The organism is Desulfosarcina sp., from assembly GCF_046496365.1.
Classification (GTDB): Bacteria; Desulfobacterota; Desulfobacteria; order Desulfobacterales; family Desulfosarcinaceae; genus Desulfosarcina.
This window is the reverse complement of sequence record NZ_JAWOHB010000116.1, coordinates 85,385-98,361: the sequence shown is the minus strand read 5'-3', so window position 1 is coordinate 98,361 and position 12,977 is coordinate 85,385. Positions and strand designations below refer to the sequence as shown.

General features: G+C 56.6%; 13 protein-coding genes. 7 read left to right on the top strand and 6 right to left on the bottom strand.

Going from position 1 to position 12,977, the window contains the following annotated elements; translation table 11 throughout:
- Positions 1 to 122 precede the first annotated feature (122 nt).
- The 7 genes from R6V78_RS10265 (at position 123) to R6V78_RS10235 (ending at position 7,902) form a co-directional block, all read left to right on the top strand.
- Positions 123 to 1,424, top strand: a complete 1,302-nt coding sequence (locus R6V78_RS10265) for an ABC transporter permease (RefSeq protein WP_410289263.1) — start codon at positions 123 to 125, stop codon at positions 1,422 to 1,424.
- A gap of 54 nt (positions 1,425 to 1,478) precedes the next feature.
- Positions 1,479 to 2,435 (top strand): ABC transporter permease, encoded by a 957-nt coding sequence (locus R6V78_RS10260; protein ID WP_410289262.1) that lies wholly within the window; start codon positions 1,479 to 1,481, stop codon positions 2,433 to 2,435.
- Positions 2,436 to 2,535: 100 nt separating this feature from the next.
- Positions 2,536 to 4,674 carry a dipeptide ABC transporter ATP-binding protein gene (locus tag R6V78_RS10255; RefSeq protein ID WP_410289261.1) on the top strand — a complete coding sequence of 713 codons (2,139 nt, stop codon included), beginning with the start codon at positions 2,536 to 2,538 and terminating at the stop codon, positions 4,672 to 4,674.
- A complete protein-coding gene (locus R6V78_RS10250) occupies positions 4,671 to 5,579 on the top strand; it encodes a sugar phosphate isomerase/epimerase family protein (protein ID WP_410289260.1) in 909 nt (302 codons plus the stop codon). The genes R6V78_RS10255 and R6V78_RS10250 overlap by 4 nt, the downstream gene beginning before the upstream one ends.
- Positions 5,580 to 5,622: 43 nt before the next feature.
- Complete coding sequence (locus tag R6V78_RS10245) at positions 5,623 to 6,519, top strand: ADP-ribosylglycohydrolase family protein (protein ID WP_410289259.1); 897 nt, start codon at positions 5,623 to 5,625, stop codon at positions 6,517 to 6,519.
- A gap of 64 nt (positions 6,520 to 6,583) precedes the next feature.
- Entirely contained in the window at positions 6,584 to 7,480 is an 897-nt protein-coding gene (locus R6V78_RS10240) for a hypothetical protein (RefSeq protein ID WP_410289258.1), read from the top strand.
- A gap of 50 nt (positions 7,481 to 7,530) precedes the next feature.
- Positions 7,531 to 7,902 (top strand): hypothetical protein, encoded by a 372-nt coding sequence (locus R6V78_RS10235; protein WP_410289257.1) that lies wholly within the window; start codon positions 7,531 to 7,533, stop codon positions 7,900 to 7,902.
- Positions 7,903 to 7,960: 58 nt separating this feature from the next.
- On the opposite strand, the gene ahcY is transcribed toward R6V78_RS10235, so the two are convergent.
- The 6 genes from ahcY to R6V78_RS10205 all read right to left on the bottom strand — a co-directional run bounded on the left by ahcY (position 7,961) and on the right by R6V78_RS10205 (position 12,934).
- Positions 7,961 to 9,415 (bottom strand): adenosylhomocysteinase, encoded by a 1,455-nt coding sequence (gene ahcY / locus R6V78_RS10230; RefSeq protein WP_410289256.1) that lies wholly within the window; start codon positions 9,413 to 9,415, stop codon positions 7,961 to 7,963.
- 75 nt (positions 9,416 to 9,490) lie between these two features.
- Complete coding sequence (gene metK, locus R6V78_RS10225) at positions 9,491 to 10,657, bottom strand: methionine adenosyltransferase (RefSeq protein WP_410289255.1); 1,167 nt, start codon at positions 10,655 to 10,657, stop codon at positions 9,491 to 9,493.
- 3 nt (positions 10,658 to 10,660) lie between these two features.
- Positions 10,661 to 10,918 carry a hypothetical protein gene (locus R6V78_RS10220; RefSeq protein WP_410289254.1) on the bottom strand — a complete coding sequence of 86 codons (258 nt, stop codon included), beginning with the start codon at positions 10,916 to 10,918 and terminating at the stop codon, positions 10,661 to 10,663.
- Positions 10,918 to 11,550 (bottom strand): AAA family ATPase, encoded by a 633-nt coding sequence (locus R6V78_RS10215; RefSeq protein WP_410289253.1) that lies wholly within the window; start codon positions 11,548 to 11,550, stop codon positions 10,918 to 10,920. The genes R6V78_RS10220 and R6V78_RS10215 overlap by 1 nt, the downstream gene beginning before the upstream one ends.
- A gap of 57 nt (positions 11,551 to 11,607) precedes the next feature.
- Positions 11,608 to 12,486 carry a universal stress protein gene (locus R6V78_RS10210; RefSeq protein WP_410289252.1) on the bottom strand — a complete coding sequence of 293 codons (879 nt, stop codon included), beginning with the start codon at positions 12,484 to 12,486 and terminating at the stop codon, positions 11,608 to 11,610.
- 55 nt (positions 12,487 to 12,541) lie between these two features.
- Positions 12,542 to 12,934, bottom strand: coding sequence for a response regulator (locus tag R6V78_RS10205; protein WP_410289251.1), 393 nt, complete (start codon positions 12,932 to 12,934; stop codon positions 12,542 to 12,544).
- Positions 12,935 to 12,977: the final 43 nt, after the last annotated feature.

Below are 12,977 nucleotides of genomic sequence, written 5' to 3'. Positions count from 1 at the left end.
GGGCGTGGCGGCTGCCATTTAAACTGCCGGTTCGGTTCTCAGAACCGAGGCGGCAATCCAGACGGCTTGCCCATTTCCAGCCATTGCCGCAGCCTAATTGTTGTACCAAACAGGACATAGCCATGGCAAAATTTATCGTCAGGCGTTTCTTTCTCCTGCTGCTGACCATGCTGCTGGTGTCGGTCGCGGTGTTTCTGATCACCGAGGCGTCCCCCGGGAATGTCGCCAAAAATGTGCTCGGCGCATTTATAACTCCTGAACAGGAGGCATCTTTTTTAGCTCAGATGGGATTGGACAAACCGGTTTACACCCGCTACATCCATTGGCTGCTGGGTAGCGACTGGCTGGCCGACGGCAAGGTGGGGCTGCCGCTAAAGCGGGTGACCAATGCGGATGGTTTTGTCGACTGGTGGGCGGTGCGACCCAATGGCGATCGGGTTCGATGGAAACTGGCAGGCGAGGACCTCATCGCCATCACCTTGCCGCAGGCGGGGGGGCAACCGATTCAGGAGGTGGACAACGCACGATGGCAGGCCGGGAAAGACGATAGCAGCTTCGCCTGGGGTGTTGATACGGCCAATCATGTTGTCCGCTGGGAGAAAGGTGCCGACATCGAAGTATGGACCTTCGTTGTCGGCACCGGTTGGATGAAAACAACCGGGGGGCCCGTGGAGTACATCCCTTTGAAAAAGGGATTCGTTCGCGGTGATCCCGGCGTTTCCCTGCGAACGGGGCGTCCTGTCGCCGACACGATTTTCACCCGGCTCCGCAATTCCCTTGTGCTGGCCGGAATCGCATTTGTGCTGGTTATGCCCACGGCATTGATGCTGGGCATGATCGCCGGACTGAAGGAGGGGTCGCTCAAGGATCGCGTGCTTTCCATCGGCGGCATGATGTTTTCGGTCATCCCCGAGTTCGCCACCGGCATATTCCTGATATTGATCATGGCGGTGTGGCTGCAAATCGTTCCCGGTGCAACGGTGTTTGGTGAAAAAGCTCCCTGGGAGCGCCTGGACATGCTGGTGCTGCCGGTACTGACCCTGACTTTGGTCGAGCTGGGTTATATCCTGCGCATCACCCGTGCCAGCATGGTGGAGGTGATGAAGGCACCGTATATCCGCACGGCACACCTCAAGGGGCTGCCCTATTGGCGGATCGTTTTCAAACATGCCGTCAGAAACGCCCTGATGGCGCCCATCACCGTTATCATGCTCCACGTCAACTGGCTCATGGGCGGCATCGTCATCGTTGAGGTGGTTTTCGGTTACCCCGGCTTGGGAAAATACCTTCTGGAATCGGCGCTGTTCAAAGATATCAATGGCCTGGAGGCCGGTGCGATGATCCTGGTGTTGCTGGCCGTGGGCACCCAACTGGTGGCGGACATCATCTATACGTTCCTCAATCCACGCATCCGGTACGCTTAGAATCCGGGGGGCAGATGATGATTTCATTGGAACCCAATGTACGCGAGGTAAACCATGTCAAACGGCGACACTGCAGTCGATACCGTTAGCTCACTGGATGACATCCCCCCTTTGAAAAGCGATCGCAGAAGTATCTTTATGCGCCTGACCGACGGCATGAAGTTCATGTGGGCGTCCAAAACTGCGATGGTAGGACTGTTTCTGGTTTCCTTCTGGGTTTTTGTTGCCATATTCGCCCCTCTGCTGACGCCATACACGCCATTGGAGCAGGACTGGAAAAATCCCAATATTGGGCCTAGCAGCGAACACATCCTGGGGACCGATGAGCTGGGACGCGATTTGTGGTCCCGACTGATTTACGGCGCCCGTGTGGTGCTGGTAATCATGCCTATTAATGACACCTTCTGGATACCTGGCGGAACGGCCGTCTGGGGCGTAATCATTGCCTTGTTCGTCGGCACCACCCTGGGGCTGGTCAGCGGCTATCACGGCGGGTGGGTGGATGAGATCACCATGCGTCTGTTGGACGCCATGATGGCGGTACCGATCATATTGCTCTACATGATTATCATGGCCGCCCTGGGTGCATCCGCCATCAATGTGGTCCTGGCCATGACCATTGTCGGGACGCCGGGTATTGCAAGGCTGGTGCGAAGCCTGACCCTTGACATCCGTACCCGGGAGTATATCCGCGCAGCTGAAACCCGGGGAGAAAACCACTGGTTCATCATGTTCGTGGAGATCCTGCCCAACGCCCGCGGTCCTATTATCGTGGATGCTATGCTGCGGATCGGTTATGCCATCTTTGCCATGGGGACGCTTGGCTTTTTAGGGTTGGGCATCCCGCCGCCATCACCAGATTGGGGATCCATGGTAGCCAAGGGCCGCGAGTTTATCCTGATCGGAAGCCCGTGGGCCGCACTATGGCCATCACTGGCCATCGCCTCCCTTGTCGTCGGACTGAATCTTCTGGCCGACGGTGTTCGGGAAGAATCCATGCGCTACCAGTAACCCATCCGCAGGGTTTCATCGTGGCATTTCTGCGGTAATTGACGCAGGGGATGCCGATAATAGGGCTTTTGACTTTTTCATTCAAACGGTGAGCATAAATATGGACGAGCAGGTCCACGAAAAATCCGAAGTCGTGCTCGATGTGGAGCATCTGAGCATCGCCTACGAAACCCGCAAAGGTGATGTGGAGGCCGTAAGGGATGTTTCGTTCTCGGTGCGCGAGGGAGAAACCGTGGGGCTGGTGGGCGAATCTGGATGCGGAAAAAGCACCATTGCCTACGGTATTGTCAATCACCTGGGCCCCAACGGCAAGATCACCAACGGCCATATCCGTTTTCAGGAGACCGAACTGGTCAACCGCAGCCAGGCCGAACTCAATGCAATTCGCGGCAACAGCATCGCCATGGTATTCCAGGACCCCATGCAGGCGCTCAATCCATCAATGCGCCTGGGCGAACAATTGACCGAGGTGCTAACCTGCCACCGCGATATTTCTGAAAAGGAGGCCTGGACGCGGTCCATTAAGATGCTCAAGCGGGTCAACATGCCCGACCCCGAAGATGTCATGCGGCGCTATACCCACCAGATTTCCGGTGGACAACAGCAACGGGTGGTGATTGCCATGGCCATGCTCAACAATCCAGCCCTGCTGATCATGGACGAACCCACTACCGCTTTGGACGTCACCGTCGAGGCGGCGGTGCTGGATCTGATCGAAGCACTTAAAAATGATTTCAACGCAGCTAATATTTTTATCACCCACAACCTGGGGGTCGTGGCCCGTGTGAGTGACTTCCTGTGCGTCATGTACGCCGGACAAATGGTGGAGAAAGGGACCGTCGTAGAAGTGTTCAAGCGTCCCTGCCATCCCTATACCCGGGGGCTGATTGCGGCAGTACCGAAACTGGGGGACAGCAAGCTGGATTCGGTTCTCCACCCCATTCGCGGCAGGGTCCCGGCGCCAGACAACCGCCCCAGAGATGCCTGTATTTTTGCCCCCCGATGCGACTACGCCACGGGCGAATGCTTGGAAGCGCGGCCCCCGATGGTGCAGATTTCTCCGGATCACGCCGCCCGGTGCAACTACGCGCTGGACATCGAATCCCGCCCCAGGACAACCCGGCAAAAATCAAGGGTCCGCCCGACAAAAAAGGTTGCGGCGATAAAAACCGCGGGTGATGAATGCTGTCTCAATTCAGAAAATCTGCGGATCTGGTATCCCTCATCCACCGGTTCAGTGGCAAGCCTGTTCGGATTAGGGGAAAAAAAATTTGTCAAGGCGGTGGATGATGTCAGCCTGAAGGTATCCAAAGGCCGAACGCTGGGACTGGTCGGTGAATCCGGGTGCGGAAAATCCTCTCTGGTCAAAGGCCTGATCGGACTAGAGCCGCTGACCGGCGGCAAGATGCAGTTTTTGGACATCGAGGTGAAGGAGGAGGTTACTTACCGGGCGACAGGCCTGATCAAGGAAATGCAGATGGTGTTTCAAAATCCGGATTCCACCCTCAACCCCTCTTACACTGTGGGCAAACAGATCGCCCGACCCATCCGACGTTTTAAAACGGTCCCCCGCGACCAGATCAAACGGGAAGTGGTCCGCCTGCTCAACGCCGTGCGTCTGTCGTCAACCTATTACGATCGCCTGCCGAGACAGTTGTCCGGTGGGGAGAAACAGCGGGTGGGGATTGCCCGAGCCCTGGCCAGTCGACCGGATCTGATCATCTGCGATGAGCCGGTCTCCGCTTTGGATGTGTCGGTTCAGGCAGCGGTGATCAATTTGCTGCTGGAAATCCAGAGCACCTTCGGTACATCGATGATCTTCATCGCCCACGACTTGAGCGTGGTGCGATACTTTTCAGATGACATCGCCGTCATGTACCTGGGACGAATCGTCGAAATCGGCCCTGCGGACAAAATCTATGACCCACCCTACCATCCCTATACAGAAGCCTTGTTGTCGGCCGTGCCCATCGCGGACCCCGAGGCCCAACAAAAAGAGATCCGCCTGAGCGGCAATGTGCCCAGTGCCCTCAATCCCCCGTCGGGATGCTACTTCCATACCCGCTGCCCACGACGCAAAAAGATGCTGCCCGACGGTGGAAAGATCTGCGAAACCGACATCCCGCCATGGCGGCAAAACGGATCCAACCACCGTATTTTATGCCATATCCCCATGGAGAAGTTAATGGAGATTGAGCCGGTCATTCACCAGAAAAGCACACGGATTCAAAAGCAATGAAACTCGGCCTGCACACGTACAGCCTGAATCTGCATGGCATCGGCCAGGCTTGGGCAGGCTTTACGTGCCCCTGGCCGAGACAGCTGTCCACCTTTCAACTGTTTGATCTGCTGGTGGACCTGGATCTGGAGGGGGTTCATCTGGACGATGGCGTGCTCGAAAGCCTGGAGCCTGAATACCTGCAGGAGGTAGGATCGGCAGCCAAGGAGGCCGGACTTTATTTGGAGTACAATTTTTCCATGGATCGGGGCGGATTCGGCATCGGCCGCCAGCACGACATTGAAACAGCCATCGAAATTGCCGGGCACCTTGGTGCGGACATCGTCAAGGTGGGCATGGACCTGCGCCGGCCGCGGCCCGTGGCCGCCAGCCGGTTTCATCCACAGATCATCGCACAGATGGAAGCGGTTGCCGATCTGCTGAAGGCTGCCGCACCGCTGGCCGCCGGGCGGGGCATCCGTCTGGCCGTGGAAAACCATTGTGACACTTTTTCGGAAGAGATCCTCTGGCTGCTGGATCGGATCGACAGCCCGGTGGTGGGCGCCTGCATCGACACGGTCAATGGCCTGCATGTCATGGAAGATCCCATGACCGCCATTGAAAATCTGGCCCCGCGTGCACTGACCAACCACTTTCGGGATGATCGCATCGAATTCCAGCGCTGGGGGTTCAAGCTGGTGGGTGCCGCCGTGGGCGAGGGAGACATCGATATGCATCGGGCCTACGAACTTTTCCGGGATCGATCTTCAATGGACCGCATCAACATCGAAACGGAGCTGGAAACACCATTGGACAACAAGCAAGCGGCCCTGACCATGGAAATCGATGCCATTCGGCGCAGCGTCCACTTCTGTCGGGAGGTTCTGGGCATCCGCAGGGCCGGCCGTTCACAAGGCCAGAGTTGAACGCGGACTGTCTTGCAGGTGCCCTTACACAGGAGGAATTCTGATGGAAAAAAATCAAAAGGCGGCTGTAATTGGCGCGTTTGTGGCCGATGCACTCTCCCTGGGGGTCCACTGGGTCTACAACACCGGTGTAATCGATAAAAAATTCGGCAGAGTGGAACGTTACCACGACCCGCTTACCTCATACCACAGGGGCAAACGGGCGGGAAATTTCACCCATTACGGAGACCAGACGCTCCTGCTGCTGGAATCGTTGAGTGCTGAAGGGGGCTTTGATAAAGGCCGCTTCGCTGAACGATGGCGGATTTTTTTTTCAGGCTACAGCGGCTATTTCGACCAGGCATCCAAAATGACATTGGAAAATATGGCTGCCGGAAAAGGGCTGACCGAAAGCGGTTCAACATCAGACGACCTGGCAGGGGCCTCGCGCATGGCACCTTTGGTATCCAAGTATGGTGGCAACCTGGACAAGCTTGTCCATTCGGCTCGCGCACAGACTGCCATCACCCACACTGACGACCGCGTGATCCAGAGTGCCGACTTTTTTGCTCGCACCGTGTTTGCCGTGCTTGGAAAGCAGCCGCCGATAGCGGCCATGGAGGCTACGCTAAAAACCAACTTTCCAGAAAGCCCGATTGCCTCCCTGGTCATCATGGGATTGGATAGCAGAAACCGGAACACCCGTGAAACCATCGCGGAATTTGGCCAGATGTGCAGCGTAGAAGCCGGACTGCCGGGTGCAGTTCACCTCATCGCACGCCATGCCGACGATTTCAAGACCGCCATGGTCGAGAACGTCATGGCCGGGGGGGATTCTGCAGCCCGGGGAATGATGGCCGGCATGGTACTGGGAGCCGCCCACGGCATGGCGGCGATCCCGAAAGCATGGATGTCGGAGATGGCCGCGGGCGAACGGATCAACTCGCTTCTTAACCCTTGAGAATTGCTCATTCTTACCATATAAAACTTAAACAAGTCATTATCGTAGGGATACCTATCAAGCATTGAAAGTAAAATTTACCATTCTGACCCTTTTGGGGCTAACCATGCTGCTCCTGTCGGCCCCGACCGCTTCCAGTGCAGTCAGCGACAGACTGATCCAGGAGCTGGACAGCGGTTGCATCGACTGGAGTGGCTGGATCGTCAAGGCAGGTGGTGTCGGCACCCCTGTTGCCATTGATGACGGCCAACCAATCGATTCTCCGACAGAATTGGTCGATAGGGCCAGATCGATGGCCCAGTCCAGATTACTGGATACCGTAAGCGCCATTCGCATCAATGCGGTCTCTCGGGTAGGGGAACGCATGGCGCAAAGCGCAGCTTTTCGAGATGGATTGGCCACACTCGCCCGCAACGCGTCCATCACCCGCCAGGAATACCTGTCCGACGGCACCGTGGAGATTGAATTGATTATGAATCTGACCGGTGGATTCGGCCAGTTCGTCCTTCCCGGGGAAATCCGTCAGGTGGAATCGGTCACCACGATGACTGCCGCTGAACCGGCGGCGGACATGCCTGCCAGGCAGGCCGAAGGCGACGAAAGCCGTTCCTACACAGGGCTGATTCTTGATGCAACCGGAATTGGTGCCAAACCGTCTCTGGTACCCGTAGTCGTCGATGAGTCTGGAGAAGTGGTTTACGGGCCGGCTTTTGTCAGCCGGGAATTCGCCGTGTCCCGAGGCATGAGCGGTTTTGCCGGCACATTGGCAGCCGCCCGCGATGACAAGCGGGTGGGTGACCGACCCATGGTTGTCAAGGTGATCCGAACCCGTTCCTCAGGGTCCACGGAACTGGTGATCTCCAGCGCCGATGCGGCCCGCCTGCGCAGTTCGGTGGCTCACCTGAATTTCCTGAAGGCCTGCCGGGTGAGCATTGTAATGGATCCGCAAACCGATCCATAATCGGGTTGTTCTTTTATGACATGCCGCTAATCGGCAAAAAAGGAGTGGTCATGGTCCAGCAAAACAATTTTGCCTTGTTGATTCTGACTTTGGTTCTCATCGTGGCCTGCGGTCCAGACACTGTTTTTCTCCGGCCGGCGCTGGACACACCGGCCCAGCATGTGAAAAACGGGCACAACCTTCTGTTGCGCGGCAAGATCGATGCAGCCAATGCCGAATTTATGCGGGCAAAAAGCCTGGACGATGGTTATGCCCAGGCGTATGTGGGCCTTGCCCTGATTCAGGGACATCGGGGGGATATTGACGGGGGGGTTGAGACCCTCAACCAGGCCAAAGGACTGGTATCCACACCGGAAGATGCCACAGCGGTGAATCAAGGATATGAGTTGCTCAAGGAGATGCAGTCCGGCGCTCGGAACTGAGCGCAACGGATAGAACACCAAGGGCAGGAGATTGGCAACTTCTCCTGCCCCGTGGATTTCAATAGCGGTAGTGGTCCGGTTTGAAAGGGCCGTGCACGGGCACTCCCAGATAGTCGGCCTGAACCTGAGTTAGCGTACTCAATTTCACCCCCAACCGGGCAAGGTGCAGGCGGGCCACCTCCTCGTCCAGTTTCTTGGGCAGGGTGTACACCTTTTTCTCGTAGCCGCCCGAGGCCAGTTCGATCTGTGCCAGGCACTGGTTGGTGAAACTGTTGCTCATGACGAAGCTGGGGTGACCGGTCGCACATCCCAGGTTGACCAGCCGGCCTTCGGCCAGGATGATGATCGACCGACCGGATTTCAGGGTCCATTTGTCAACCTGCGGCTTGATTGACGTTTTCTTACAGGCTGGATTTTTTTCCAGATAGCCCATTTCAATCTCGTTGTCGAAGTGCCCGATGTTGCACACGATGGCCTCGTTTTTCATCTGCTCCATGTGCACACCGGTGATGACCTGGTAGCAGCCGGTGGCTGTGACAAAGATGTCCCCTTCGGCAGCGGCCTCTTCCATGGTGGTCACTTCAAAACCCTCCATGGCCGCCTGCAGGGCGCAGATAGGATCGATCTCGGTCACCAGCACGCGGGCGCCATAGCCGCGCATGGAGTGTGCGCAGCCCTTGCCCACATCGCCGTAGCCGCAGACCACCGCCACCTTGCCGGCCATCATCACATCCGTGGCCCGCTTGATGCCGTCGGCCAGAGATTCCCGGCAGCCATAAAGATTATCGAACTTCGATTTGGTGACCGAATCGTTGACGTTGAAGGCGGGGAATAGGAGTTCGCCCTTCTGGGCCAACTGGTAGAGCCGGTGAACGCCTGTGGTGGTCTCTTCGGACACGCCCTTGACCGATGCGGCGATGCGGGTCCAGAAACCGGAGTCGTTGGCACAGCCGACTTTCAGGCGAGCCATGAGCAGCTGCATATCTTGGGAACCATAATCTTTTTTCAGCAGAGTCGGATCTTTCTCCACCGCCACCCCCTGGTGGACGAACATGGTCGCGTCGCCGCCGTCATCCACGATCAAGTCCGGTCCGCTGCCGTCTGGCCATACCAGCGCCTGCTCGGTGCACCACCAGTAATCCTCCAGGTTTTCGCCTTTCCAGGCGAAGACTGCGGCCGATCCCTTGCGTGCAATGGCTGCGGCCGCATGATCCTGGGTGGAAAAGATGTTGCACGAAGCCCAGCGGATGTCAGCCCCCAGAATTTTGAGGGTGTCGATGAGCATGGCCGTCTGGATGGTCATATGCAGGCTGCCGGTGATCTTCAAACCTTTGAACGGCTGCAGCGTTCCATATTTTTCACGCACAGCCATGAGGCCGGGCATTTCGTTTTCGGACAGCTGCATCTCCTTGTCACCATAGTCGGCAAGGTCGATATCTGCGATTTTATAGGGCAGTGACGCATCATAGGCCGGCGGACCGCCCAACGCCACGACGTTTTCAGCACGGGTCATGATTGATCCTCCATAATTGACGGGGGCCGATGGCCCCCATTTGTTTCACCGTCAACATAAGCGTGGTTGTGCCGATTACAAGCCGGCCCTTTCACGGATAACCTCCGCCTTATTGGTCTGCTCCCAGGAAAATTCCGGCTCGGTTCGCCCGAAATGGCCGTAGGCGGCGGTTTTATGATAAATGGGGCGCAGCAGATCGAGGTATTCGATGATGGCTGCCGGTCGCAGGTCGAAAACCTCCTTGACGATCTCTTCCACGCGTTCCTTGGGAACCTTGCCCGTATGCATAAGATCAATCATTACCGACACCGGTTCAGCCACGCCGATGGCGTAGGCGATCTGGACTTCGCATTTATTGGCCAGGCCGGCGGCCACGATGTTCTTGGCCACATGGCGCCCCATGTACGAGGCGCTGCGGTCCACCTTGGAGGGATCCTTGCCGGAGAAGCACCCACCGCCGTGGCTGCCCTGGCCCCCGTAAGTATCCACAATGATCTTGCGGCCCGTGAGCCCGCAGTCGCCCATGGGTCCGCCCACCACGAACCGACCGGTGGGGTTGATGAAATAGCGCGTGTCCCCGTCGATCATGCCGACCGGGATGACTTTTTTAATCACCTCTTCGATAATGGCCTCACGCAGGTCCTCATGGGTGACGTCGGGTTTGTGCTGGGCCGAGACCACGATGGTGTCCACCCGCACGGGCCGGCCGTCGTGATACTCGATGGTGACCTGGGACTTGCCGTCCGGCCGCAGGAAATCCAGGGCGCCGTTTTTGCGGACCTGGGCCAATCGCCGGGTCAGCTTGTGGGCATACATGATTGGCATGGGCATCAGTTCCGGGGTCTCGTCCGTGGCGAAGCCGAACATCAACCCCTGATCCCCGGCCCCCTGGTCCTTGCAAAGGCCGGGGCTCCGGTCCACGCCCCGGGCGATATCGGGGCTCTGATGGTCGATGCTGGTGATGACCGAGCAGGTACGCCAGTCGAAGCCCATCTGCGAAGAGTGGTAGCCGATATCCTTGATGGTCTCGCGGACGATCTGGGGCATGTCCACATAGCATTCGGTGGTGATTTCGCCGGCAATAAAGGCCAGGCCGGTGGTCACCAGGGTTTCACAGGCCACGCGGCAGCACTTGTCCTGAGCCATGATGGCATCTAATATGGAGTCGGAAATGGCATCGGCGACTTTGTCGGGATGACCTTCGGTAACCGACTCGGAGGTAAACAGGAATCTGTTGGTCATACATTATCTCCTTTTTTCCGAATAACAGACGGCCGGCGTTAAAACCGGCTGCATTTTCACGCCCGGCATCCCGCTGGCAAGCGGCCCACCGCGATGCGGCAGGCCAGCAATAACGAACCCGTTTGGAAATGTCAATGATGACATCGTTTTATAAAAAAAAGCAAAGCCGTTTTCCGGCTTTGCTGGGTGGCAACCAAGATTCAGGACCGCGACCGACTTTTCCGGCTCAGGGACGTTTGTACGCCAAACATCCGGAATCATCAGACCGGGTTCAATTCCAACTGGTGCTGCACCAGGGTGCAGACCATATCCCGGGCCGTTTCAAGATCCAGCCGGCCCATGTTCAGCACCAGATGGTATAATTGGGGATTTTCATAATCGCTTTTTCCCAGCCGTTTATACAGGCTCACCCGTCGGCGGTCTTCGTTGACCACCAGCCGTTCGGCTTTGTTGCGGGGCATTTCATAGCGCTTCATAATGAATTGAACCCGGCTTTCGAATTCATCCACCAGCAGGATGTGGAAGGCATCGGGATGGTCGTTGAGAATGTACTGGCTGCCCCGGCCCAAAATCACCACGTCGCCTTCATCGGCGAATTGGGCGATGATCAGCACCAGGTAGTCCAGATAGATCTGTTCGTCCAGGTAGCCCCGCTCATCGGCAAGCACCCGGTCCAGCCAGCGTTTTGAGATCATGCTGGAAATCAGGCGGGACAGCTTGCTGCCGGCCTCCTTTTCAAAGGATTCAACCCAGTGGGTGGAGACATTGGCTTCCTTGGCCACCCGTTGAAGGATATCGCTGTCGGCAAAGGTGTACCCCAATGTTTCGGCAATCATTTTGCCAAGGGTGATACCGCCTGCGCCGAACTGTCTCGAAATAGTAATGACCGCCATGGGTGCCTCCTCAATCTCGTTGCGGGTTAAGATGGTTTTCCACTGCCGTGCAGGCCGCTACCCCTCTTGGGGAGGAATGAGCAGGACCGGAAAAATCGACTGTTCCGCCAGCCCTTTGCTGATGCTGGTTCCCCAGCGCTCCTTCCACAGGCCCTTACGGGGAGAACCGGCGATAATCATTGAAGACTGGCACTCTCTGGCGGCTTTGTCGATTTCCGGAACCGGTTCACCGATATAGACGTGGGGTTTTGCCGTGATGCCGGAATCTTCCAGGTTTTCACACAACACCTCCAGCTTTTTACGGCTTTCCTTGCGGGTTTTCTGGATGGCCATGGCCGACGTTTCCTTGAGGTCTTTTTCGCTGGCCACATGGACCACGTCGACTTCGCGGATCACCGCTTTCATCGACTTCAGATAATCGACGGCCCGTTGGCTGGTCTCGGACCAATTGGTTGCCAGCAGGGGTTTCTCAAAGGGATTTTCCGCCAAGGGTCCCCTCTGGGCCAGATATTTATAAACCAGTACGGGGGTAGCGGAGCGGTGAACGATCTCGGTGATATCGGACCCGGAATAGAGCTGCTCAAAGCGCCCTTTTTTCTCAGGGCTCAGGACAATGAGGTCCACCGATTCCTTCTCGGCAGCCTGGATCACCTGGCTGGTGAAATTACCCACGACGATGTAAACACCCACCTCCATACCCTGTTCGAAAAGCGTTTCCGCCCAGTCGATAAACCGGATGTTGGCCTTTTCCCGAAGACGGATTTCTGCAGTTTTCTCATAACCCTTGCCCCGTCGCATGGCCACCGTGTCACGCTCGATGACATTCAGAAATACAACATGATTCAGAGCGGCCCTTTTCAAATCCATGAGCGATTGCAGCGCATCGAACCGAAGGTTGTCGAACCGGGTGACAAACAGTAGTTTTTTGATCTCCATTTTATCTCATCCTTGCCGGCTTTGACGATTATTGCGGCTCACGCTTACCGGGATGCTAACCTATAAGTTTCTTGATTTCCCGGGCGAGCTCGTCCGGCTCGACGGGTTTTTCCAGATAATTGTCCGGTTCGGGTACCGGTTTGTCCCCAAATTCGGTAAGGGCCTTCTGGGATCGCAAAAAAGTGCGTTTGGCCACCCCGGACAGAATAATCACGGGTATGCCGATCAGAGACTTGTCCGTCTTCAACTCACGATAGAGGCGGATACCGCTTTGTTTGGGCATCAGGACATCCAGGACCACCAGATCCGGCCGATTCTTTTTGACAATTTCCAGCCCTTCTTCCCCATTGGCAGCTTCGATGGGCGTATAGCCGCTCTCCTCAACGACGGTGGTATTAAATAGTCTCACATCCGGATCGTCGTCCACTATCAATACTTTTTTACTCATCTCGTGGCCTCCTTAATGGTTAACGCCGCTACCTGAATTCAAT

What these genes read in the sequence shown, in the direction of transcription:
- R6V78_RS10265 (WP_410289263.1), top strand. Translation starts at nt 123, where the DNA reads ATGGCAAAATTTATCGTCAGGCGTTTCTTTCTCCTGCTGCTGACCATG.
- R6V78_RS10260 (WP_410289262.1), top strand. Translation starts at nt 1,479, where the DNA reads ATGTCAAACGGCGACACTGCAGTCGATACCGTTAGCTCACTGGATGAC.
- R6V78_RS10255 (WP_410289261.1), top strand. Translation starts at nt 2,536, where the DNA reads ATGGACGAGCAGGTCCACGAAAAATCCGAAGTCGTGCTCGATGTGGAG.
- R6V78_RS10250 (WP_410289260.1), top strand. Translation starts at nt 4,671, where the DNA reads ATGAAACTCGGCCTGCACACGTACAGCCTGAATCTGCATGGCATCGGC.
- R6V78_RS10245 (WP_410289259.1), top strand. Translation starts at nt 5,623, where the DNA reads ATGGAAAAAAATCAAAAGGCGGCTGTAATTGGCGCGTTTGTGGCCGAT.
- R6V78_RS10235 (WP_410289257.1), top strand. Translation starts at nt 7,531, where the DNA reads ATGGTCCAGCAAAACAATTTTGCCTTGTTGATTCTGACTTTGGTTCTC.
- ahcY (WP_410289256.1), bottom strand. Translation starts at nt 9,415, where the DNA reads ATGACCCGTGCTGAAAACGTCGTGGCGTTGGGCGGTCCGCCGGCCTAT.
- metK (WP_410289255.1), bottom strand. Translation starts at nt 10,657, where the DNA reads ATGACCAACAGATTCCTGTTTACCTCCGAGTCGGTTACCGAAGGTCAT.
- R6V78_RS10220 (WP_410289254.1), bottom strand. Translation starts at nt 10,918, where the DNA reads ATGATTCCGGATGTTTGGCGTACAAACGTCCCTGAGCCGGAAAAGTCG.
- R6V78_RS10215 (WP_410289253.1), bottom strand. Translation starts at nt 11,550, where the DNA reads ATGGCGGTCATTACTATTTCGAGACAGTTCGGCGCAGGCGGTATCACC.
- R6V78_RS10210 (WP_410289252.1), bottom strand. Translation starts at nt 12,486, where the DNA reads ATGGAGATCAAAAAACTACTGTTTGTCACCCGGTTCGACAACCTTCGG.
- R6V78_RS10205 (WP_410289251.1), bottom strand. Translation starts at nt 12,934, where the DNA reads ATGAGTAAAAAAGTATTGATAGTGGACGACGATCCGGATGTGAGACTA.